Raw genomic sequence first — 23,067 nt, 5'->3', positions numbered from 1 at the left:
AAACTCTGCAATCTAAATTCTGCAATCTGCAATCTAGTTCCTGTCGTACTTGAAATACATCATACTACCATATACGATATGACAGATTCCAAATCCTAATGCCCAAAATTCTAACGCGTACCCGGAAAATTCGGTAGCCAAAAGCCCTATTATAATAATCGTGATACCCAGATAGCGCACATCTCGGAGTGTATATTTACTTGCATTTACACAAGACAAACCATAAAAAATCAAAGTTACGGGGGCAATCAATCCATAGCTTCCATTTCGCAATAATAACAAGCCAAAAATTCCACCGGTTACCAATGGAATCATGAAGTTGGTTAACAGTCTTTTTGAACTGCTATTCCATACTGTTTCGCCTCCTCTTTTTGTTTTGTTATAGGTAAGTAATATGGCTGTGGCTATTGACAAAACTAATACTAAAAGTGCAGTCAAAACGATTAATTTGAAAGTATGGCTTTCTAAAGTGATAATCTTGTCGTAATTATCCGTGCCATAATTATTGTTGTTATTTTGAATTAGTTTATGGGCTATAAAAGCGCCTATCAAGGCATATACACCTGCCATTATTCCAGCTAAACCGCTCAAAGATATAAACTGAGAGGATTTATTCATCATGTTTTTAATCTCACTGATATCTTGTAAATATTTATCGTCCATATATAAAGTACTTTGAATTACAAAGTAAATAATAAAATTTAAGAAAAACAATACTTTTTTATTATTTTTATTAGATGAAAATTACGGACGAATATATCTATCGCCAGTCTGAAAAGTTTAGGTCAATTCTTTTGCATCTAATAAGTGTGTTTGAACGGGAAATGCCTGAATTGGATTTGCTTTTTAAATGGGGAATACCTTATTTCTATTATAAGAAAAAACCTTTCTGCTATTTGGCACCCAATCAAAAAAAGGGATTTGTAGACGCAGGTTTTGCCAGAGGATTTCAATTAACAGGAAACCAGGATTATCTTGTCGGAGAAAAGAGGAATACAGTCAAGTCGCTTCGGTATTATAATTTAGAGGATATTGATAATACTATTTTGGTTGATGTGATAATGGAAGCAAAGACATTATATAAATAAAAATAGTACAGTCCGTAAAGCGTACTAAGTGTTTTTTTTTGCCACTGATTACACAGATTTTCACAGATTTTATTCCCATTATTAAAGAAATCTGTGCTAATCTTTCTAATCCGTGGCCAATTGAATGGGTATGGTATTTGTCACGGATAGTCATAAATAAAAAAAATCCCCCGAAGGAGATTTCATAACTATGTTGAGGATGAATTAAAGTCTGAAGATACCTCCAAAAGAAACAATTGTTCCTCCGTACCAAAAATGATGTTGAGCATGATCACCAGTATAAGTAGTCCTAACATCTGTCATGTTAATATAACCACCTTTTAACTCGGTTAGCATGTAAAAATGTTTGAAGAAAGTGAAATTTAAACCAGCATCCGCCGAAAAACCGTATCCTGAAATATGAAACTCGTCATGTCTTTGTTTTTGTAATACTGTAGCGTCTGTTCTTGGAACCAATAATCCCATTCCTAATCCTTGCGTGAAATTTAGTTGAAAGATATCGGTATTTGTAATTCCAAAAATTGAAGAGATATCTGTGTAATAAGCTGCTTCGGTAAAAACATAATTTAATCCATTTGTATGTTCAAATTTTAAAAATTTACCGTCAGTTAAATCTACTGGTTGGTTATTGTAAGTTCCGTTAAATTGAGAACCAGCTTCAGTCGAAGGCAAATTAATCGTTCCATTAATCATTGCTGTTTGGTTTTGAGTCATTACATATTTCATGTGATCAACTCCAATGGAAACATTAAATTTATCGTGTATAAAATACCCAATTTTCCAATTGGTCTGCGATGAAGTTAAGCTTCCAGGTTTTACATAATCAATATTCCAGCCTTTTGGTAAATCATGAGATTGTGCATTTTCTACTGTAAAATTGTATCCCTCTCCTTCAAAATGTAAATCAGAAGTAGTGTAATAAGTTCTATTTCCTCCCCAATGTGCAAAAAACTTTCCTTTGTTGTGTGCGGTATATAGTTCTTTTTTTATGGCGTCATTTTGTGCAAACGTATTGATTGCAATAAAAAGTACTAAATAAGCAGTCTGTAAAAATTTTGTTTTCAATGTCTTTAAATTTGATTAATAATTTTTATTAAAGCAACTAAAATCTATCTTATGCTTAAAATCTCCCGAAGGAGATTTTGATTTTATGTGAGAGTATTTTATAATCTAAAAATACCTCCAAAAGCAATAATTCTTTGGAAAAAGAAGAAATCTTGTGAAGCTTTATCATCACTACTTGTTGTAGTTCTAATATCTTGCATGTTGATGTAACCTGTTTTTAGTTCACCTTGTATATAGAAATATTTGAAAAACGTAAAGTTAATTCCCGCTTTTGCAGATAAACCATATCCAGAAATGTGAAAATCATCATGACGAGGCATTCCTAGCACAGTAGCATTTGTTTTTGGATATAAAAGTCCGGCTCCTAAACCTTCAGTTAAGTTGATCTGAATTTTATCTGTATTTGGTAATTTAAATAATTTCGAAATATCGTCATGTCTGGAAACCTCAGTATTAACATAGTTCAAACCATCTGTATGTTCGTACATTAAAAAAGCAGTACCATTTGGCTGAACAACATTTTTCTCATAACCACCTTCCTGAGCATTACCTTGAGACATATCTACAGGAGTATTATTATAAACTCCGTTGTAAATAGAGCCAGATTGATCAGCAGGTAAATTAATATAACCAGTTACATTAGCTATTTGAGCTTGGCTCATTACATACTTCATGTGATCCCAACCAATAGCGACACTGTAATGATCGTTAATGAAATATCCCATTCTAAAGTTAGTTTGAGGAATTGTCATGTTAGCAGGATTTATATAATCAACATGCCAGCCTTTTGGTTTGTCGTGAGCAACCATATTATCAACTGTAAAGTTGTAATCTTTTCCTCTGAAGTTTACATCAGATTCACTATAGCTTTCTCTGTTGCCACCCCATGAAATGAAGAATTTTCCTTTATTGTGTGCAGTAAATTTTTCAGTACTTTGCGTGCTGTCTTGAGCAAAAGCATTAATTGATAAAAAAAGAACTAAAAATGAGGCGTAAAAAAAAAATGTTTTCAATGTATTGGTATTCTATGTTAAATTAAAATTGATTTATGGTTTTTCTAATAGCAACCAATCTGTTCATTAAAGGCTCAAAGTAATCCAAGTGCAACATATTCGCACCGTCACTTTTAGCATTAGCTGGGTCAAAATGAGTTTCAATAAAAATTCCATCTACACCAACAGCAATTCCAGCTTTGGCAACAGTTTCAATCATATCAGGTCTTCCTCCAGTTACTCCTGCAGTTTGATTTGGTTGTTGTAATGAATGAGTAACATCCAAAACTGTTGTAGCATATTGTTGCATAGTAGGAATACCTCTGTAATCAACAATCATGTCTTGGTAGCCAAACATAGTTCCACGATCCGTTACCATCACGTTTTGGTTATTACAGTCCAAAACTTTTTGAACCGCATGTTTCATACTCTCCGGACTCATGAATTGTCCTTTTTTCAAGTTCACCACTTTTCCGGTATTGGCGGCAGCCACAACCAAATCAGTTTGACGAACAAGGAAAGCAGGAATTTGTAATACATCTACATATTCTGCAGCCATTGCAGCATCTTCATTAGTGTGGATATCCGTCACAGTCGGCACTCCAAAAGTTTTAGATACTTTTTCCAATATTTTAAGTGCTTTTTCGTCTCCAATTCCAGAGAAACTGTCTATTCTAGAACGATTTGCCTTTTTAAAAGAACCTTTGAATACAAAAGGAATTTGTAATTTATCAGTGATGCCAACTAACTTTTCAGCAATTCGCATTGCCATTTCTTCTCCTTCAATGGCACATGGACCAGCTAGTAAAAAGAAGTTACCGCTCTCAGTATGTTTGATTTGTGGGATATTATGTATGTTCATATTGTGTTTTTTTTGAAAGTGCAAAGGTAGTTTGAATTTGCGATTTCCGAATTAGATTTAGCAATTATTTTTAGAAGCATTAAAGCTATTATTTGGAGCTATTCCCGCTATCCGCTTGTATCTTTATGTCTCGTGAAAAAACGAGACATAAAGGATACCGCTACTATCGGGGCTAGGGCAGTAGTGGTTTTAATTATATTTTCTTTAAACTAAGACCAACCGGAACCATTAATTGACCTCTTTCATAGATGTTCAAATACAAGATGATTGGCTTTTTTAAACCTTCCCAACTTAATTCATATACATCTAGAAATCCAGCACCCATATCGCTAGTTTTGGTTGGAAATGGGCAGCAGTTTTCCAATTTTTTATAAGTTATTTTTTCGCCTTTTGGTCCTGCCAAAGCATTTATGAAATATTTTTGGTTGATGGTGTCATTTTTGGTGCCTTTGTAAAAAATATTGATAGGGTAGTCTTTATCATATCCGTATTTTTTGTCTTTACTGTATTGAGTAATTATAAAGGCATTATTTTTACCCACTACAGGCACAGGAGCATTATTATCTACGTTTTTTATTGAAGATTTAATACTTCCACATGAAACGAGTAGTAGGAGTACCGTTATGAATAAGGCTATTTTTTTCATTTTGAGAGTTTAAATTTTTAAAGTGATGTATTTCTTACCACAAATATAAAAAGAACTTTACTCTATTATCAAAAACCAACTGTAATCCTTATATTTTTTTGTCAAAAAACAGCTGAATTGATGAATTTATCAAAATCCTTTTATATTTGTAACCAAAACAAATTTATATGAGTGTGATTTTTCAAACATGGCCTTGGTATGTCGCTGGCTTTTTAATCGGAATGGTGATGCTTTCACTGATTTATTTCGGAAAGAATTTCGGTATGTCAACTAATCTTCAGTCTTTATGTTCTATGACCGGATTAGGAAAACGTATTGAGTATTTTGATTTTGACTGGAAAGCAAATCGTTGGAATTTCGTAGTGGTTTTGGGTGCTATGGCCGGTGGTTTTGTAGCTGTGCATTTTATGAGCGATCCTTCTAATGTTGATATTAATCCAAAAACGATAGCTCAACTTGCCCAAATGGGAATCGATGCTCCCAATGGTCAGTTAATGCCCCAAGCTTTATTTGGAGAACAAATTTGGCAATCACCCAAAAGTATTTTGATACTCCTTGTTGGTGGTATTTTGATTGGTTTTGGGACGCGTTATGCAGGTGGATGTACATCTGGGCATGCAATTTCGGGATTGAGTAATTTACAATTGCCATCGTTGAAAGCAGTTATTGGTTTCTTTATTGGCGGACTGATTATGGCACACTTTTTATTACCCTTACTTTTTTAGATCATGAATGTTTTAAAATATTTTCTTGTAGGATTCCTTTTTGGAATAGTTCTTACCAAATCCGAAGCGGTTTCTTGGTACCGTATTTATGAAATGTTTCAATTTCAATCGTTTCATATGTATGGAATTATTGGGGTTGCCGTTGCGACAGGAGTTGTTGGTATTCAGATTATCAAAAGATATAACGTCAAAGACATCGATGGTTTTCCAATCGAAATTCAGGAAAAGCCAAAAGACAATGCCAGATATTGGATAGGGGGAATTTCTTTTGGACTGGGTTGGGCCTTGGTTGGTTCATGTCCGGGACCAATTTTTATATTGATAGGGGCAGGATTTATGCCTGTAATTATTGTGCTTATTGGCGCTCTGATTGGAACTATTATTTATGGTGCTTTAAAAAGCAAGTTGCCTCATTAAACATTAAATTCATTTCCAAAAAAAAAGCATTTTCTAAATTGGAAAATGCTTTTTTTTTGGAAAAATATCTTGTTTTAGTTGAGCGTGAGGGATAGGAATAAGCTACCGAAGTAGCATGGATAGCCCGACAGCATTAAGGAAAGAGGCCGAATAAGCGTAGTCTAAATTAGGCCTCTTTTCTTAATGGTGGCACGCCCTAAATATTATTTTATATTTTGGAATTCAATTTTAAAATTCCATTTACAATTAAATATTGAGCAAGGCAATAGGTTGCCATAATGTAAAATGAAGCATTTGCTATTGGAGCGTAAAATTTGTTGAAAGCCAAAATACTATCCGAACTTACAAATACAATCGCACCGATAAGGATATAATTGTTTGCAGGAATCGCCCATTTTAAACTGCCTTTGAAAGCAAAGAAAAGCATGGTGGTAATAACGACTGCATAGACCAAAACAGGAATTTTTAATGGGCCTAGTTTTGGGAATAATGTGTCAATCATGAAAGCGAAATAGGCAATTATGGCAAGAACACCAATCCAAAAAAGGGCTTTGTTATTGTTGATTCTACTGTTTTGTTGTTTGCTGAAAAGGGCAATGTAAACCAAATGCGATATGAGAAAAGCAACTAACCCAAAGATGAAATAAAGTTCGCCCCTGTCTGTAAAAAGCAGAATAATATCGCCTATCCAAGAAAATGTCAATGCGGTTAAAAGGATTTTTTTGGTTGGAAAACTTTCAGAAACTATAACTGTTCCCATTAAAATAGGAAGCAAAATAGGTTTCATATAGATGTCGAATCCTTCAAGATTAAGGAAAAGAATACCAAGATAAATAATAGTAAAACCAATATAGGTTTTGAGAAGTAAAGATGATTGCATAGATTTTTTTAAGAAGTTGCGACAATTGATTTTTTTGTATCAAAATTGGTGTTTACAAAATAAAACGTAACCAATAACGATAAAACGAGATATCCAATTATGATGTAAGACGCCAAAGGGAAAAGTGTATTCATGCCAAACCAATCACCAAGATAGGCAACGATTGCTATTCCCGAAAAAAAGCGGATTGTTTCCCACAACAATGAGATTTTTCGAGTATCCATCAATTCGGTGTAGCTGTAAACGGTTAGAAATATAAAAGCACCGTAGATGAATACGTTTGGTAAACCAATATTCGCAATAGAATTGTACATATAGGTAATGAGTAACAAAGTGATTATGGCTTGAAATAATGACCAATACATTAATTTGTTGGAATGTTGTGTCCCATATTTCTCAAAGGCATAAACATCGGTTATTTTGTTGACGGGGTATTTTTCTTCAAAATTTTCAGGACGCCAGCCAGTAGGTTTGAACCAAATAGTGAGTTTGTCTTTCCATTTTTCGGCACGCCAAGCATCGGTTATCAATAACCACAAGTGCTGGAAGTTAATTCGGAAAGGATTCCAAGTTTGTGCTGGTCTTGTAATGCCAAAAACAGGGGGAACCGAATCTAATTCTTCCTGAAAAGTGCCAAAAAGTTTATCCCAAATAATAAATATTTGCGAATGATTTTTGTCCATATAAATGGGGTTGATGGCATGATGAACGCGATGATGTGAGGGTGTAACAAGAATGTGTTCCAAAAAGCCCATTTTTTTGATATGTTTGGTATGATACCAAAATTGTAAAAATAAGTGAATAGGCAGTATTATCGCAATTACCCTTGGTGGGACGCCCAATAGTGCCGCTGGAATCAATAGAAAAGTAAATAAATTGACAAAACTCGAAACTGTTTGACGCAAGGCACAAGCTAGATTAAACTCCTCGCTACTGTGATGAATCGCGTGTTTGTTCCATAAAAAATTAATTTGGTGAGAAAGTCGATGACTCCAATACCCATAAAAATCAATGACGATAAATCCAATGATATAAGCCCAGATAGTAGCATCCAAATGAATTATGGCAAACTTGTTTTCAAACCAGTCATAAGTCACTAAGGTAATACTAAGTCCAAGAACATCTTTGACCGAATTGACCATTCCCGAACTGATACTCGAAACTGAATCCATGTTTGGAACCGTGTCTTCTCCTTTATAGTGTCCGTATATTTTTTCGATTATAATTAATATCAAAAAAATAGGCATCACAAAAACTAATATTTTACCGTATTCTTCCATTTGATGGGTATTTTTTTTCAAATATAGAATAATTGTTTAGAATGTTGTAGTTTTTGTTATTTTTTTATAGGTAGTTTTACATATTCAATAATGCGAATTTTCAGAAGAATAGAGTTGTTGGAGAGTATTTTGGTTTCAAAATTAGTTCAGGTACAGAGAAGACATAAAAAAACCTACTTAAGATTGTACTTCTCAAGTAGGTTTAATAAATAACAAATTTTTGGAAATAGTATTGTGTAGTTTAGATTATTTCGGCAGTTAAGCCTGCTTCAAGTAATCTAGAGCATTGTACCCTTAATTTATCATATTCCCCCGTTTTTACAGTGCATTTCCCTTTGTAATGCACAATTAATGAGCACTGTTCTGCTTGAATAGGAGTGTGCCCGCAAACACGAACTAAAGTGTCAATGACATGATCAAATGTATTTACATCATCATTGTAAACTATTATTTCATTGTTTTTGGTTGTAACTTCCTCTTCTCGGGTTCTTTCTTTTACTTTCTCTATTGTACTCATGCTTTTAGGTTTTTGTACTTTGTTGATTTATAAAAAAGTAGATACTAATTTACGTATTTTATTGATACCCAGTTGTTTCTTTGAAGTTTTTTTACAAAAGTTAATCCTTTTTCTGTGCAAGAGGCATCAATATAAGGAATGTCTTCTTCATAGAAACCACTAAATAATATAGTTCCGCCCGTATTTAAACTGTCAACATAGCTTTGCATATCGTTTAACAAAATGTTTCTGTTGATGTTGGCAATGATCAAATCGTATTTTTTGTCTTTTAATAACGCAGCATCTCCTTCGTAAACCGTAATTTGTTTGCAATTGTTGCGCTCGGCATTTTCAATGGAGTTCAGGTAACACCAGTTGTCAATGTCAATAGCGTCTATGGGTTGAGCTCCCTTCATTTCGGCAAGAATGGCCAAAATTGCTGTACCGCAACCCATGTCTAGTGTTTTCATTCCGGTAACATTCATTTCTAATAAATGCTGAATCATCATGTGTGTAGTTTCATGATGCCCCGTTCCAAAGCTCATTTTAGGCTCGATTACAATATCATATTCTGCGTCCGTTTTCGGGTGAAATGGTGCTCGAACATGACAATTTCCTTCTACGTCGATAGGTTCAAAATTCTTTTCCCACTCTTCATTCCAGTTTACTTGCTCGATTTCCTCAAAAGTATAATCGATTTTGAATTCTTCCGATTGTAATATTTGAATGTCTTCCAATATCGTTTCGTCCCAAAGGTCTTTTTGCACAAAAGCAGAAATACCGGTTTCGGTCTCAGTGAAGCTTTCAAAAGCTTTTTCACCCAATTCGGCAATTAATATTTCCGATCCTAACTCCTTTGGTTCAATTGAAAAATGATACCCTATATAAATATTTGACATGTTTAATTTTTTTGCAAAGGTAACAATAGGATGCAATCCTTTTTTGAATTTTGGCAACTATTTTGGGAGAATGTTTTTTTGCTTATTTTTTTGAAGTATTTCATTTTAATAAATTTTCAGAAAAGGAGCTTTGCTTTAAATAAGATTGCATCTGATTTTTAACACATACAATTATAGTGGTAAGATTTGTGTTAATGGTCTAAAAATGAACGCCTAGTATGTTTTTGAGATTTTAAAAGTGTTGTTTTTTAATTTTTATTTCTCGTTTTATGCTAATCTTATACTTTTTTTTGGAATATAAAAAAATGACTTTTATCATGTTTTTAAAAATATAACTAACTGAATTACAGTTATTTAATTGATAAAATATGCTGTTATTCTTTAATATTATTTTATATTTGTAGTGTTGTTTTATACCAATTAAATACAACACTATTTTAATATTCAAATTAATTATATCTACCATGAAAAAAGTTTTTATTTATACCGTCGCAACACTGTTTTTTGTTTTTTTGGGACAGGCGCAGGATATAAAACAAGCGAAAAACGCTATTGATGCCGAACAGTATGAAGTAGCGAAAAATACTTTGGAAACCATTACCGCCTCAAAACCTACTGATGGCTATGCTAAATTTCTTTTGGGCAATGTGTGTCTGTTGCAAGGGGATTATGCAGCCGCCAAAAAACATTTTGATGCTGGCATTTCGTGTTCCACCAAAGGAAATTTTAATTATATCGGATTAGGCTATATTGCGTTGGATAAAGACGATGTTGCCGAAGCTGAAAAATATTTTGCATTAGCTACACAAAATAGTAGTAAAAAAGATTTAGAAGAAACGGTATATATAGGCAAGGCCTATACCTATTCAGATCATCCGAATTACAAAAAGGCAGTTGAGGTTTTGAGTAAATCCAGATTAATTGATCCGGCAAATACCAGTGTTTTATTGGCTTTGGGAGATGCTTACAAATTCAATAAAAAACAAAACGATGCTTATGATTGTTATCGTGAAGCTTTTAGATTGGACAATACTTTACTAAGAGCCAAAATGGGATTGGGTACTTTAATAAAAAATGCCCATAATTTTCCTTATGCATTAACTGCGTTTGACGAAGTGATTGCATTAAATGCTAATTATGGACCTGTGTATCGAGAACTTGCTGAAACCCAATATTTATGGGCATTAAATGATGCGCGAAATTACGATACTCATATTGCAAAAGGATTGGCTTTTTATGAAAAGTATATGTCCTTGACGGATTATTCTTTGGAATCCCGTATGCGTCATGCTGATTTCCTTATTCTTGCAAAAGATTACAAAGCACTTGAAATCGAAGCCAACGAAATGACTAAGATTGATAAAGTAAATCCAAGGATTTATCGTTATTTAGGATATTCTGCTTATTACAATAATAATTTTGATACGGCTATAAGTTCTTTGACATCCTATGTTTCGGATCCGTCAAATAGAGTCATTGGAAGAGATTATTTTTATATTGGTGCTGCAAAAGTGAGCAAAGGAGTAAGTTTGGTTCCAATTGATAATTCACTTATTGATAATGGAATTTTAGATCTTAAAAAATCTTTTGATATGAGTCCTGCTATTGCCGGTGAGCTTCCTGACTTGGCTAAAAAGTTGTACGAGAAAAAGCTATATAACCAAGCTGCTACCGTTTATGAAATTGCAATTGCAAACACAGAGACAAAATCATACTTAATGGATAATTTCTTTTTTGCTTCTTCCGTATATTGGGCCTGCAGTGGTATTGAAAATTTGTCTCCACTGCAAATCGAGCAACTGAATAAAGCCGACATGGCATTAAACACGATTATTACAGCTTCGCCAACAACCCAGGATGCGTATCTTTTTAAAGCCAGAATTCAAGTTTTGCTTAAAAATAATACGTTGGTAGCCAAAAATTATGAGGATTTCATAAGCGCAGCCAACAAAAAAGATCCTGCTGAACTTATAAAAATGAAATCAAAATTGATTGAAGCTTATAATAATTTGGGTATTATTTATGCAGATACGGATAAGGTCAAAGCGAAAGAAAATTTTGGTAAAACACTGAGCATCGATCCCGCTAACCAAAATGCAATTGAGCAATTAAAATTATTACGATAAAGTTTATTTGTAATTTGATTGTTGAAAAACCAACGGTATTCATGGCGTTGGTTTTTTTTATGGATTTGAATTAACTCCAATAAAAAAAGGAAACCTAGTTTCCTTTTTTTTGTTTTTGATTTTGGGCAAATCGGGCTTAATTAATTTCGATGTGCAGTTTCTTGAACCTTTTGGGGTGAAAATATTTCTTTTTTGAAATATTGATGAACAAAAGAAAAGTCACAGTGATTTTGGGTTTTGAAGTATGATCGAGTAATAATCTTTCTTTTCAATATTACCGTTAGCATTGCGTATTACTCGATCTGGAACTTCAATTCCTTTTTGTTCTTAGTACTTTCCAATAATGATGCCAAACTATTTTTTATTGATAAAAAACGTTTGAAAACACTAATGTTTATTGTATTGAAATTAAGGCTGTTGGAAGTGCAAGAGGGATAGGAATAAGCTACCGAAGTAGCATGGATAGCCCGACCGCATTAGGGAAAGGGGCGTATAGGCGCAAAGTAGATTTGGCCCCTTTTCCTAATGTGGTCTTGCCCAAATAATCTCGATGAATTGCAAAAAAAAAAAGCGGTACAAAATTATTTGCACCGCTTTGAAGTATATTATAATTGCTTTTTAGATTGAGGTCACGATAGCAATAAAATCTTTTGCATTTAAGGCAGCACCACCGATAAGCCCGCCATCTACATCTGGTTTAGAGAAGATTTCTTTAGCATTATCCGGTTTTACACTTCCTCCGTAAAGAATAGAAACATCTTCAGCTACATCGCTTCCAAAAGCTTTACGAACTGTTTCTCTGATAAATTCGTGCATATCTTGTGCTTGCTCTGGTGAAGCAGTTTCACCTGTTCCAATAGCCCAAACAGGCTCATATGCCAATACAATTTTTTCCCAATCTTTAGCTTCAATGTGGAATAAACCATCTTTCAATTGGTTTTCAACAATATTGAAGTGGTTTCCAGATTGACGATCTTTTAATTCTTCACCGAAACAGAAAATTACGGTCATATCGTGTTTCAAAGCTGTATTTACTTTGCTTGCGATTAAAGCGTCAGTTTCATGAAAAATAGCTCTACGCTCTGAGTGACCTAAAATTACGGTATTTACACCTACACTTTTAAGCATATCTGCAGAGATTTCGCCTGTAAAAGCACCGCTTTCTGCTTGATGTACGTTTTGTGCAGCAACCGATATATTGGAGTGTGTTAAGTTTTCTACTGCCGAAGCCAAGTTCACAAATGTTGGTGCAACAATTACTTGTGCAGCAGTTTCAGCTGGAATTTGTGTCAATAGTTCATTCAATAATTCTTTTGTTTGTGCCGCATTTTTATGCATTTTCCAGTTTCCTGCAACAATCTTCTTTCTCATTTTTGTAGTATTTATAGTTTTTTCTTTTTTAATTAATTCTTTTATGATTTGACCTGACAATTGTTATGGCAATTATTCTTGCAACTGTTTTAGGGTTGCATTAATTTTATCAAAGTCGGTTTCTATGGCGCGATAAACAACAATTTTTCCGTTTTTATCGATAATGATGTATCTCGGGATCCAATCTAAGTCAATTGCGCTTCCAAAAACACCTTTCATTCCGTCATTTGCCATGAAATGCAAGCCTTTTAGTTGGTGTTTTTCGATACCTTCTTTCCATTTATCTGCGGTTTTGTCCATTGACATAAACACATAAGATACGTTTGGATTATTGGTTTGAAGTTCTTTTAGTTTTGGCATTGCTTTGACACAATCGCCGCACCATGAAGCCCAAACCTCGATAAGCGTTGTTTTACCTTTTTGGTTTTTCAGAATATCTTTAAATTTAATTTGATTTCCGTCTGTAGCTAATAAAGTTTCGGAAAGTGCTTTTTTGGAGAACTCAGTTTTCTGAGCTTGGGTACAAGAAAATGTTGCAAAAGCAATAACTAAAAGGGCTATTTTTTTCATATGAATTTAATACTTGTTTTTTTGTTGGAATATGGAATCGCTATTCTTCATTCCTTTTGGTATCGTGGAATCATAGCGATTTCATCTAAAAAAGAATTTTCACAAAGTTAACCAAAGAAATCTAAATTAGGTAAACTGATTTTGGAATTTTAATGTGAAAATCTTTAAAAGCAATTACAATATCGTTATAGTTGATATTTTTTTGTGATTTTTTTATGTTTATTACTAACAAGAAAAAAGCCTTGCAGGAAAATGATATTCCAACAAGGCTGTTGTTTTTATTATTTTAACTAAAATTAGAAAGCTAAATCTTCAGTATCGTTGTAATGTACTTTTTGTTTAATAGTTCCTTTTTCAAGAATCACAAAACTTGGATTGGCTCTTTCGATAGTTTTTAACGGAATGGCATCACAGAAATAAAAATCGAAAGTGATACCATATTGTTTTTTGATTTTTGCAATTTCTTCTGGAGTAGAAGCAGTCATTCCAATTGTTTTATAACCTTTTGCGGAAGCGTTTTTACTGATTTGCTCCATTTTTGCAAGGCCATCTGCATTGGCTAGAGCCAAATCATAGGCCACAACCATCAATAATTTAGGTTCTTGGAGTAGTTCTTCTTTATAATCGGATCCGTCTTTTTCCATCACGAAATCATGAATAGGAGGAATGTAGCCTTCGGTGATTACTTTGTCTTTTCTGTCCACAAAAGTGGCGCCAGCCGGAATATTGGCCAAATCTTTTTCTGCAAATTCTTTGTCAACACCATTTACTTTATAGATAAAAATCATTTCCACCACGGATTTTGGTGCACCTTCCGGAATTTCCATTCCTTTTTGAATATTATTTCCAACTTTGAATGCGCGGAAGTCTTTTAATGGTAAGTGATTGATTACCCAATAACCCATAAAAGCGCATAGGAAAACAGTTAGAACTGCCAAGCTATTTTGAATTTTATTTGCAAATAAAGGTTTTACCAATTTCATATTAATAAAAAGTATTAATATAAAAAACAATAAAACAACGTCTTTCGTAAAGGATTGCCACGGCGTAAGATGTAATGCATCACCAAAGCATCCGCAGTCCTTTACCACATCAAAATAAGCGGAATAGAAGGTAAGGAAAGTGAATTTTATGATTAAAAGCAACAAAAGCCAAATTGTCAATTTTGATTTGTAACCAATGAGCAACATTACGCCCAAAACTACTTCCAAGATTACTATAAATAAGGCAATAGCCAAGGAAAAAGGAACGAAAAAAGGCATGTTGAAAACCGGTTCACTAAAATATTCTGCTAGTTTGTAAGAGAAACCAACAGGATCGTTCAGCTTGATTAATCCTGAGATTATAAATAAGATTCCAACGAAAATTCGGGAGAATTGTGTGAAGATGTTTTTCATTTTTGGGGTTTGTTTTTTAATAGTATTCTTTTGCAAACTTTATGTGGAGCTTCGAAAAATTTATTTTTTGTTCATCAAAATCAATGCGAAAATCGAATAATTAATCATATCCTGATAATTGGCATCAATTCCTTCGGAGACGATAGTTTTCCCCTTATTGTCTTCAATTTGTTTTACACGAAGCAGTTTTTGCAAAATCAAATCGGTAAGTGAACTTACGCGCATATCACGCCAAGCTTCCCCATAATCATGGTTCTTGTTTTCCATCAATTCTTTGGTCAAAGCTACTTTTGCATCGTATAATTGAGTTGCTCTTTCGGTTTCCAAATCGGGTTGGTCGACCACGCCCAATTCCAATTGAATCAAAGCCATAATCGAATAATTGATGATACCGATAAATTCTCCAGTTTCGTCTTCATCGACTTTTCTAATTTCATTTTCTTGCAAGCTTCTTATTCTTTGAGCTTTTATAAAAATTTGATCGGTTAGGGAAGGAAGTCTCAAAATGCGCCAAGCGCTACCGTAATCTTTCATTTTATTGATAAAAAGCGTGCGGCAAATGGCAATCACCTTGTCATATTCTTGTGAAGTATTCTTCATTATTGATGTATATTTGTATAAAATTGCACCAAAAATAAGAAAAATAAAGTTTAAAAAATTAAAGGTTTAAGGGTTTAAAAGTTTAAGAGTTTAAAAGTTTAATCAATTTTAAACAATTTCAAACAATTTCAAACAATTTAAACTTTTAAACAAAAAAAAATAAATGAACTGTAAAGGACAACTTATCGACTTATCCACGCCAAAAATAATGGGGATTTTGAATATAACTCCCAATTCTTTTTTTGATGGTGGAAAGTATAAAAACGAATCGGAACTTCTGGAGCGAGTTGAAAAAATGCTCAATGAGGGTGCTACTTTTATTGATGTTGGAGCGTATTCTAGTAAGCCTAATGCCGAGTTTGTCTCTGAAGAAGAAGAGATATCGAGGATAATTCCTGTTGTGAATTTGCTTCAAAAACATTTTCCGGAGATAATATTATCAATTGATACTTTTCGGGCTGGAGTAGCAAAGATTTGCATTGAGAATGGCGCGGCAATTATCAATGATATTTCGGCAGGAAAATTGGATGATAAAATGCTGGAAACCATTGCAAAATTTCAGGTTCCTTATATCATGATGCACATGAAAGGAACACCGCAAACGATGCAGACATTTACTCAATATGAAGATATAATTAAGGAAATGTTGTTCTATTTTTCGGAACGAATTGCTGCGGCAAGATTGCTTGGGATAAATGATTTGATTGTGGATCCCGGTTTTGGTTTTGCCAAGACATTGGAACAAAATTATGCGGTCATGCAAAAAATGGAGTTGTTTCAGATGCTTGAATTGCCTTTGTTAGTTGGGATTTCAAGAAAATCAATGATTTATAAAACTTTGGATTCTAATGCCGAAATGGCCTTAAACGGAACCACAGTTTTAAATACGATTGCTTTGACTAAGGGCGCAAAAATCCTTCGCGTTCATGATGTGAAAGAAGCGGTTGAATGTGTTCGTTTGTTTAATAGACTAAATTAAAATAATGAAATATCTATTTGGGATTGTATTATTACTGAGCATTTCTTGTGGAAATAAAGAAGATATTTTATTACCAAAAGCAGATCGAACTATCGTAAAAGAAGTTGTCGATCTTTCGCCTATTTACATTTTTTTCAGAGTAAGAGGGAAAGATACTTTGGCAGAAGTAAACAGGAAAAACAGCATTATCACAACCAATTGGATACTTAATATTGACAAGCGTCTACCTTTACGATTGGTTATTCCAGAAGTGATAAAACTGCAACAACGGAAACGGGAAGAAAAGGAACATCGAAATGAATTAGCCCAAAATTATTATTCCTATGCCGATAGCATTGACAAGAATTTAGCTTTTATTCCTTTTACGAATGTGTATTATATGACGGAGAAACCTAAAAATGGGACAGTTGTTTTTTTTACTAAAGATGGAGTAATTATGGTAAATAACGAATTGGTTTCAAAAAATGATTTTCAAAAAGTCATTAGTAATTCAAATGGTAAACTGAAAAAAATAAGGTATTGTTTTGATAAAAATTGTAACTACGGAAGTTATATTCAGAATAAAGTTTTAATTCATTCGGTAGAGTTAAAAAATGTTATTTCAGAAGAATTTGTGTATTGATAAAAAATCTGCACTTTTTTATACAGAAGCCTTTATTTTTATAGGTCTAGAATTTAATAATTATGATGTTTTGGGTGAATAAACAGTTAAAAAAGAATTATAATGTGTTTCTTAATTTGATAATATATAGTAATGTGGAGTCATTATATTTTACTAGAAATTAAAGTGAAGACTTTGCTGCTTTGCTAAGAGTTCCTCCACAACTGCCACAGCCTCCGCCAGGACTTGTTGTGATGAGTTGACCTCTTATTTCGCCTTCTGGAAATGTGTCACTATGTAGATTAATATAAAAGGTATTGTACATAAGTAAGCTTTCTTGAAATGAATTTAATGCAGGACTTGTAAAAGTTATTGGGGATGTTAAATTTGTAAAAGTATAAAGAATATCACCATTAATATCGTTGGCTCCCAGATGTACATGTCCAGATGTTGGGGTTAAGCCAGTATATGTTACAGTCAGCGTGAAAATTTTGGTGTTCTTATTATAATTCAATTTTGCAGTACCTTTTGCAGTTGAGGCATTTGAAGGTACTTCATTACTCCCTTCCAAAGTAGCATTAAAAGTTACGATTGTTGATTGTTCTGAATCATCACTATTTGAACAAGAAATCAAGCTAATAAATAAGAATGTAATTACTAAATAACCAGCACATTTGTTCATAATAATATATTTTTAAATTAATAACTGGTTTAAAAAATATATTTATTGATTTTTATCTTAAAAAGATGAGAATAATATCAAAGGTAATGTTTTATTTTTGATTGATGTTTTTTTTTAGTGTAAAAACTTGATTGTAAAGACGATGTGAGGTATTGGGATTATTTTAAAAGTTTAGAGCTTATTGGTGATGATATGGTTCATTTCTCAAAATAGTAAATCCACGGTACAATTGCTCGATAAAAAATAAGCGCACCATTTGATGTGAAAATGTCATTAAGGAAAGTGAAATTTTTCCATTTGCCTTGGCATAAACCGTATCCGAAAAACCATAAGGACCACCAATCACGAATACCAGTGTTTTTACGCCCGAGTTCATCTTCTTTTGTAACTCGGTAGAGAAGGCAACGCTGGAAAAGGTTTTTCCGTTTTCATCCAATAAAATAAGCTGGTCAGTGGGAGTTATTTTGGACAAGATAAGTTCGCCTTCCTTTTCTTTTTGCTGGCTTTCCGATAAATTTTTTACGTTCTTGATATCTGGAATAATTTCTAAATCAAACTTGATGTAAAAAGACAATCGTTTAGTATAATCGTCGATTAAGGTTTGTAATGATTTATTGTCGGTTTTGCCGATGGCGATAAGTTTGATGTTCATTTTATTGGATTTCAATGAGGCAAAGTTACAAAAAAGTGATTTGAATTTTTGAGCATATTCAAGTTGGACATAAAGACAATTTACATTTTTGTTTGATTTTTTTAATTATTTATAGCATCTTTTTTCTATTTTTTTTCTTTTTTCAAATATTTTTAGGTGATATTTCTTATATTTTTATATTTTAACATTTCATTTTTATAATTTAAATCAATTCTACATAACCTAGTTGACCTATAGGGTATTTAATAAATATTTGTGTTTTTTTTAGAAAAAAAGTAAATTTCTATGATTTTGGTCGGGTTTAAAATGATTTTGACAATATTTTGGTGCGCTAGTGCAATGAGGCGAATTTATGATGATAGTTATTTGACCGTAAATTCATGGAGTTTAATGGCTGAAAACTAAATCTTAACTCGACAAGTTGACTATAATATAAGTTGTTTTCTTTATTTTTGCCATCAAAAAAAAATCAAGTCTCTTTTATGGATTTTCAAATAGGTTTAGTAGTTGCAGGTTTAGTAGTTGGTTTTGTGGTAGGAATGACTGGTGTAGGAGGAGGTTCTTTGATGACTCCAATTTTATTGTGGTTTGGTATCCCCCCGACAACAGCCGTTGGTACCGATTTATTATATGCAGCAGTGACCAAAGCTGGGGGTATTTTTGTGCATAATAAAAAGAAAAATATCAATTGGACTATTACAGGTTGGCTTTCTTTGGGTAGTGTTCCCGCGGCTTTATTGACTCTGTGGATTCTCCATAGTTTGAATACTGATACGACCGAGTTGAATAAAATGATAAAATACAGTTTGGGCTGGGCGCTAGTTTTTACATCAGTTGCTATTTTATTCAAAAATAAAATAATGGTATTTTCCCAAAAACATGCAGGGGATAAATTCCATAGTGAGAGTAGAACCCAAAATTTATTGACAGTTGCTATTGGCGTAATGTTAGGAGCTACTGTGACACTTACTTCGATTGGAGCGGGTGCATTAGGTACTGTGACTTTATTTTTCTTATATCCGATATTACCAACGCCTCGATTGGTTGGAACCGAAATTGCTCATGCTGTACCTTTAACGCTTGTTGCTGGATTGGGACATGCCTCTATGGGGAATTTAGATTTGACTTTGCTTGGACAGTTATTAATGGGGTCACTTCCGGGAATATATATAGGAAGTATGCTAAGCGGTAAATTACCTGATTTATTACTTAGAAACGCCATAGCAGTTATGTTGTTTTTTGTTGGTTTCAAATTAATCGCATAATTTTCAAAATTTATTTTAGTTTAAAAAGATAAAATTTCTTTTCATAGACTAATGACGTTAAGACTTTAGATGGTAACAAGTAATTGCGAAAGTAATAACAATAGCCCGACTGTATTTTGTAAAGAGGCCGAATAAGCATGTGCTCTATTTGGCCTCTTTGCATAATGGGGACTTGCCCAACCGATTCTTAAAATGTCAGTTTGTCATATTGTTTTATGACAATTGTAAATAAAACTGACAATTTACTCGGTTTTTTATATTGGCATAAAGATTGCCTTAGAGTCTTCGAGCCGTTAAAATAAGTATACAATAAAAATTAAATATATTAAAAATGGGTAAAATAATCGGAATTGATTTAGGTACAACAAACTCTTGTGTTTCTGTAATGGAAGGTAATGAAGCAGTAGTAATCCCTAATGCTGAAGGAAAAAGAACAACACCATCTATCATCGCTTTTGTTGAAGGTGGAGAAATTAAAGTGGGTGATCCTGCGAAAAGACAAGCAGTAACTAACCCAACTAAGACTATTGCTTCTATCAAACGTTTTATGGGACATTCTTTTGCTGAAATCACTGAAGAAGCAAAAAGAGTTCCTTATTCTGTAGTAAAAGGTGACAACAATACTCCACGTGTGGATATTGATGGTCGTTTGTACACTGCGCAGGAATTGTCAGCTATGACACTTCAAAAAATGAAAAAAACTGCTGAAGACTATTTAGGTCAAACAGTTACTGAAGCGGTTATTACTGTTCCTGCTTACTTTAATGATGCACAACGTCAAGCTACAAAAGAAGCTGGTGAAATTGCAGGTCTTAAAGTAATGCGTATCATCAACGAACCAACTGCTGCGGCATTGGCTTACGGTTTGGATAAAAAAGGAACTGATCAAAAAATTGCTGTTTACGATTTAGGAGGAGGTACTTTTGATATCTCTGTTCTTGAATTAGGAGATGGTGTATTCGAAGTATTATCTACAGATGGAGATACTCACTTAGGAGGAGATGATTTTGACCACGAAATTATTGACTGGTTAGCAGACGAATTTAAAGCTGAAGAAGGTATCGATTTGCGTTTGGATCCAATGTCATTGCAACGTATTAAAGAAGCTGCTGAGAAAGCTAAAATTGAATTGTCATCTTCTGCAGAAACTGAAATCAACTTACCTTACGTAACTGCTACAGCTTCTGGACCAAAACACTTAGTTAAAAAATTAACTAGAGCTCAATTTGAAAAATTGACTGATTCATTAGTAAAACGTTCTATGGCACCAGTTGCTAAAGCGTTGAAAAATGCAAATTTAACAGTAAATGACATTGACGAAGTTATCTTGGTAGGAGGTTCTACTCGTATCCCAAGAATCGTTGAAGAGGTTGAAAAATTCTTCGGTAAAAAAGCGTCTAAAGGAGTTAACCCTGATGAAGTTGTTGCAATTGGAGCAGCTATTCAAGGTGGAGTTCTTTCTGGAGATGTAAAAGATGTATTGTTACTTGACGTTACACCTTTATCTTTAGGTATCGAAACTATGGGTGGTGTTATGACTACATTAATTGAAGCTAATACAACTATCCCAACTAAAAAATCTCAAGTATTCTCTACTGCTTCTGATTCTCAACCATCTGTTGAGCTTCACGTATTGCAAGGAGCTAGAGCAATGGCTGCAGATAACAAAACTATCGGTCGTTTCCACTTAGATGGTATTCCACCAGCACCAAGAGGAGTTCCTCAAATCGAAGTTGCTTTTGACATCGATGCTAATGGTATCATCAAAGTAACTGCTACTGACAAAGGAACAGGTAAATCTCACGACATTCGTATCGAAGCTTCTTCTGGATTGACTTCTGAAGAAATCGAAAGAATGAAACAAGATGCTGAAGCTAACGCTGAATCTGACAAAATTGCAAGAGAAAGAGCTGAAAAATTAAACGAAGCTGATGGAATGATCTTCCAAACTGAGTCTCAATTGAAAGAACTTGGAGCTAAATTGTCTGATGATAACAAAGTGGCTATTGAGTATGCATTGACTGAATTGAGAATGGCTCACCAATCTCAAGACATTCCTGCAATTCAAACTGCTCTTGACAACATCAATGCAGCTTGGAAAAAAGCTACTGAAGCTATGTACGCTCAAGGAGAACAAGGTCAACAAGCTGCTGAGCCACAAGCTCAAGCGCAAGGAGACAATGTTGAAGACGTTGAATTCGAAGAAGTAAAATAATTATTTCTCGTAGAGATGCATTTTGGTGCATTTCCGCAACATAATAAATAAGGAACCGAGCTAGTAATAGCTCGGTTTTTTTATGCTTTAAAGTCAAATACATTATATTTTTTTTCGTAATATTACTTTACAAATTATTTTATGAGAAAGATTAAATACAAGAAAGGTAAACGGCTACAGCCTTATACACTAGAGTATACTGGTTTGCACAGAAACAAAGAGATCGAGATGCAATTGTTTGTTTATGACGATTGTACGGTTGGTGAATATGAGAATGGTACTATTGCTAACTTGGAAAAGCATATTGATTTAGCTAAAATAAATTGGTTAAATATTCATGGATTAACAGATATTAATTTGCTTAAAGAAATAGCAGACCATTTTAGTATAGACGATTTTATGTTGGCTGATATTTTGAATACAACCAAAAGAACCAAACTTGAAGAGGAAAAAGATGTTTTATTTTTTAATATAAAATCAATGCTGCCTTCAGAAACCACTGATGATATAAGAGTGGAGCAAATAAGTTTTTTGCTAAAAAAAGGAATTTTAATTTCTTTTCAGGAAAAAAGGAGTGATTTTTTTACTCATATTAGGGAACGTATTCGAACTAATTCGGGAATTGTACGCACCAAGAATGCAGACTATTTATTGTATATTCTGTTGGATGCCATTATAGGTAACTTTTACATAACTCTTGAAAATGAAGAGGACAAAATTGAAGATTTAATTGATATGACCAAAAATAGTGCCGATCCTATTATTTTGGAAAAAATTGAAAAGCATAGGGATAATTTTAATTTCCTGAAACGTTCCATTATTCCGCTTCGGGATTCATTATATGATATCAAAAGCATTAAAGAGGATAATGTATTTAATGAAATTGATCCGGATAATTTTAGTTTTTTTACCCGTTTGCATCAAAAATGTCTTGAACTTTTGGAACAAATAGAGTCTGATATGGGGTCCCTGGAAAGCGCATCCAATTTCTTTTTTGCGGCACAAACGCATAAGATGAATGAGATTATGAAAACACTTACCATTATCTCCGTCATATTTATTCCGCTTACTTTTATTGTGGGAGTTTATGGGATGAATTTTGATAATATGCCCGAATTGAGAGCTCACAATGGATATTATCTGGTTATGGCCTTTATGTTCTTGGTAGTAATTGGGATGGTTTTTTATTTCAAAAGGCGAAGATGGTTTTAATTTTTGTGGTTAAATAACAGTTTATTATTTAAAGCTGATTTTGGTCA

Annotated in this window: 24 protein-coding genes; 9 read left to right on the top strand and 15 right to left on the bottom strand. The window is 33.5% G+C overall.

Going from position 1 to position 23,067, the window contains the following annotated elements; translation table 11 throughout:
- Positions 1 to 33: 33 nt before the first annotated feature.
- Positions 34 to 663, bottom strand: a complete 630-nt coding sequence (locus tag HQN62_RS13565; RefSeq protein ID WP_173504763.1) for a hypothetical protein — start codon at positions 661 to 663, stop codon at positions 34 to 36.
- Positions 664 to 737: 74 nt separating this feature from the next.
- Between HQN62_RS13565 and HQN62_RS13560 the strand changes: the two genes are divergently transcribed.
- Positions 738 to 1,088 carry a DUF1801 domain-containing protein gene (locus HQN62_RS13560; protein WP_173504762.1) on the top strand — a complete coding sequence of 117 codons (351 nt, stop codon included), beginning with the start codon at positions 738 to 740 and terminating at the stop codon, positions 1,086 to 1,088.
- Positions 1,089 to 1,292: 204 nt separating this feature from the next.
- Here HQN62_RS13560 and HQN62_RS13555 read toward each other — a convergent pair whose 3' ends face one another.
- The 4 genes from HQN62_RS13555 to HQN62_RS13540 all read right to left on the bottom strand — a co-directional run bounded on the left by HQN62_RS13555 (position 1,293) and on the right by HQN62_RS13540 (position 4,653).
- Positions 1,293 to 2,153 (bottom strand): hypothetical protein, encoded by an 861-nt coding sequence (locus tag HQN62_RS13555; protein ID WP_173504761.1) that lies wholly within the window; start codon positions 2,151 to 2,153, stop codon positions 1,293 to 1,295.
- Positions 2,154 to 2,251: 98 nt separating this feature from the next.
- Complete coding sequence (locus tag HQN62_RS13550; protein WP_483299266.1) at positions 2,252 to 3,118, bottom strand: hypothetical protein; 867 nt, start codon at positions 3,116 to 3,118, stop codon at positions 2,252 to 2,254.
- 70 nt (positions 3,119 to 3,188) lie between these two features.
- Positions 3,189 to 4,007: a 3-deoxy-8-phosphooctulonate synthase gene (kdsA, locus tag HQN62_RS13545; protein ID WP_173504759.1), complete on the bottom strand. Its 819-nt coding sequence runs from the start codon at positions 4,005 to 4,007 to the stop codon at positions 3,189 to 3,191.
- Between the two features lie 193 nt (positions 4,008 to 4,200).
- Complete coding sequence (locus HQN62_RS13540; RefSeq protein WP_116797814.1) at positions 4,201 to 4,653, bottom strand: 2-dehydro-3-deoxyphosphooctonate aldolase; 453 nt, start codon at positions 4,651 to 4,653, stop codon at positions 4,201 to 4,203.
- A 167-nt stretch (positions 4,654 to 4,820) separates the two neighbouring features.
- On the opposite strand from HQN62_RS13540, the gene HQN62_RS13535 reads away from it, so the two are divergent.
- Both HQN62_RS13535 and HQN62_RS13530 read left to right on the top strand, forming a co-directional pair.
- Positions 4,821 to 5,378: a YeeE/YedE family protein gene (locus HQN62_RS13535; RefSeq protein ID WP_173504758.1), complete on the top strand. Its 558-nt coding sequence runs from the start codon at positions 4,821 to 4,823 to the stop codon at positions 5,376 to 5,378.
- A gap of 3 nt (positions 5,379 to 5,381) precedes the next feature.
- Positions 5,382 to 5,795, top strand: a complete 414-nt coding sequence (locus HQN62_RS13530; RefSeq protein ID WP_173504757.1) for a DUF6691 family protein — start codon at positions 5,382 to 5,384, stop codon at positions 5,793 to 5,795.
- 208 nt (positions 5,796 to 6,003) lie between these two features.
- Here HQN62_RS13530 and HQN62_RS13525 read toward each other — a convergent pair whose 3' ends face one another.
- The 4 genes from HQN62_RS13525 to prmA all read right to left on the bottom strand — a co-directional run bounded on the left by HQN62_RS13525 (position 6,004) and on the right by prmA (position 9,350).
- The gene (locus tag HQN62_RS13525) at positions 6,004 to 6,675 is read right to left on the bottom strand and encodes a lysoplasmalogenase (RefSeq protein ID WP_173504756.1); all 672 of its coding nucleotides are present in this window, start codon (positions 6,673 to 6,675) and stop codon (positions 6,004 to 6,006) included.
- An 8-nt stretch (positions 6,676 to 6,683) separates the two neighbouring features.
- Complete coding sequence (locus tag HQN62_RS13520; RefSeq protein WP_173505577.1) at positions 6,684 to 7,955, bottom strand: sterol desaturase family protein; 1,272 nt, start codon at positions 7,953 to 7,955, stop codon at positions 6,684 to 6,686.
- Between the two features lie 241 nt (positions 7,956 to 8,196).
- On the bottom strand, positions 8,197 to 8,472 hold the full coding sequence (locus tag HQN62_RS13515; RefSeq protein WP_077370286.1) for an ATP-dependent Clp protease adaptor ClpS: 276 nt from the start codon (positions 8,470 to 8,472) through the stop codon (positions 8,197 to 8,199).
- Between the two features lie 44 nt (positions 8,473 to 8,516).
- Positions 8,517 to 9,350, bottom strand: coding sequence for a 50S ribosomal protein L11 methyltransferase (gene prmA / locus HQN62_RS13510; RefSeq protein ID WP_173504755.1), 834 nt, complete (start codon positions 9,348 to 9,350; stop codon positions 8,517 to 8,519).
- 464 nt (positions 9,351 to 9,814) lie between these two features.
- On the opposite strand from prmA, the gene HQN62_RS13505 reads away from it, so the two are divergent.
- Positions 9,815 to 11,476: a tetratricopeptide repeat protein gene (locus tag HQN62_RS13505; protein WP_173504754.1), complete on the top strand. Its 1,662-nt coding sequence runs from the start codon at positions 9,815 to 9,817 to the stop codon at positions 11,474 to 11,476.
- Between the two features lie 618 nt (positions 11,477 to 12,094).
- Here HQN62_RS13505 and tpiA read toward each other — a convergent pair.
- The 4 genes from tpiA to HQN62_RS13485 all read right to left on the bottom strand — a co-directional run bounded on the left by tpiA (position 12,095) and on the right by HQN62_RS13485 (position 15,414).
- Complete coding sequence (gene tpiA, locus HQN62_RS13500) at positions 12,095 to 12,847, bottom strand: triose-phosphate isomerase (RefSeq protein WP_111408746.1); 753 nt, start codon at positions 12,845 to 12,847, stop codon at positions 12,095 to 12,097.
- Between the two features lie 72 nt (positions 12,848 to 12,919).
- Positions 12,920 to 13,417, bottom strand: a complete 498-nt coding sequence (locus tag HQN62_RS13495) for a TlpA family protein disulfide reductase (protein ID WP_116797822.1) — start codon at positions 13,415 to 13,417, stop codon at positions 12,920 to 12,922.
- A 296-nt stretch (positions 13,418 to 13,713) separates the two neighbouring features.
- Complete coding sequence (locus tag HQN62_RS13490) at positions 13,714 to 14,814, bottom strand: BT_3928 family protein (protein ID WP_173504753.1); 1,101 nt, start codon at positions 14,812 to 14,814, stop codon at positions 13,714 to 13,716.
- Between the two features lie 60 nt (positions 14,815 to 14,874).
- Complete coding sequence (locus HQN62_RS13485; protein ID WP_116797824.1) at positions 14,875 to 15,414, bottom strand: DUF1599 domain-containing protein; 540 nt, start codon at positions 15,412 to 15,414, stop codon at positions 14,875 to 14,877.
- 163 nt (positions 15,415 to 15,577) lie between these two features.
- On the opposite strand from HQN62_RS13485, the gene folP reads away from it, so the two are divergent.
- Both folP and HQN62_RS13475 read left to right on the top strand, forming a co-directional pair.
- On the top strand, positions 15,578 to 16,393 hold the full coding sequence (folP, locus tag HQN62_RS13480; RefSeq protein ID WP_243412117.1) for a dihydropteroate synthase: 816 nt from the start codon (positions 15,578 to 15,580) through the stop codon (positions 16,391 to 16,393).
- 4 nt (positions 16,394 to 16,397) lie between these two features.
- Positions 16,398 to 17,015, top strand: coding sequence for a hypothetical protein (locus HQN62_RS13475; protein ID WP_173504752.1), 618 nt, complete (start codon positions 16,398 to 16,400; stop codon positions 17,013 to 17,015).
- 160 nt (positions 17,016 to 17,175) lie between these two features.
- Here HQN62_RS13475 and HQN62_RS13470 read toward each other — a convergent pair whose 3' ends face one another.
- Together HQN62_RS13470 and rlmH are read right to left on the bottom strand one after the other, a co-directional pair.
- Positions 17,176 to 17,676 (bottom strand): CHRD domain-containing protein, encoded by a 501-nt coding sequence (locus tag HQN62_RS13470; protein WP_173504751.1) that lies wholly within the window; start codon positions 17,674 to 17,676, stop codon positions 17,176 to 17,178.
- 178 nt (positions 17,677 to 17,854) lie between these two features.
- The gene (gene rlmH, locus HQN62_RS13465; protein WP_173504750.1) at positions 17,855 to 18,328 is read right to left on the bottom strand and encodes a 23S rRNA (pseudouridine(1915)-N(3))-methyltransferase RlmH; all 474 of its coding nucleotides are present in this window, start codon (positions 18,326 to 18,328) and stop codon (positions 17,855 to 17,857) included.
- Between the two features lie 482 nt (positions 18,329 to 18,810).
- On the opposite strand from rlmH, the gene HQN62_RS13460 reads away from it, so the two are divergent.
- From HQN62_RS13460 to corA, 3 genes are all read left to right on the top strand, one after another.
- Positions 18,811 to 19,593 (top strand): sulfite exporter TauE/SafE family protein, encoded by a 783-nt coding sequence (locus tag HQN62_RS13460; RefSeq protein WP_173504749.1) that lies wholly within the window; start codon positions 18,811 to 18,813, stop codon positions 19,591 to 19,593.
- 331 nt (positions 19,594 to 19,924) lie between these two features.
- Complete coding sequence (gene dnaK, locus HQN62_RS13455) at positions 19,925 to 21,808, top strand: molecular chaperone DnaK (RefSeq protein WP_116797829.1); 1,884 nt, start codon at positions 19,925 to 19,927, stop codon at positions 21,806 to 21,808.
- 141 nt (positions 21,809 to 21,949) lie between these two features.
- A complete protein-coding gene (corA, locus tag HQN62_RS13450; protein ID WP_173504748.1) occupies positions 21,950 to 23,020 on the top strand; it encodes a magnesium/cobalt transporter CorA in 1,071 nt (356 codons plus the stop codon).
- Positions 23,021 to 23,067 lie beyond the last annotated feature (47 nt).

The organism is Flavobacterium sp. M31R6, assembly GCF_013284035.1.
GTDB lineage: Bacteria > Bacteroidota > Bacteroidia > Flavobacteriales > Flavobacteriaceae > Flavobacterium.
Note: the sequence above shows the minus strand (reverse complement) of the source record. Positions and strands in the feature narration are given on the sequence as shown.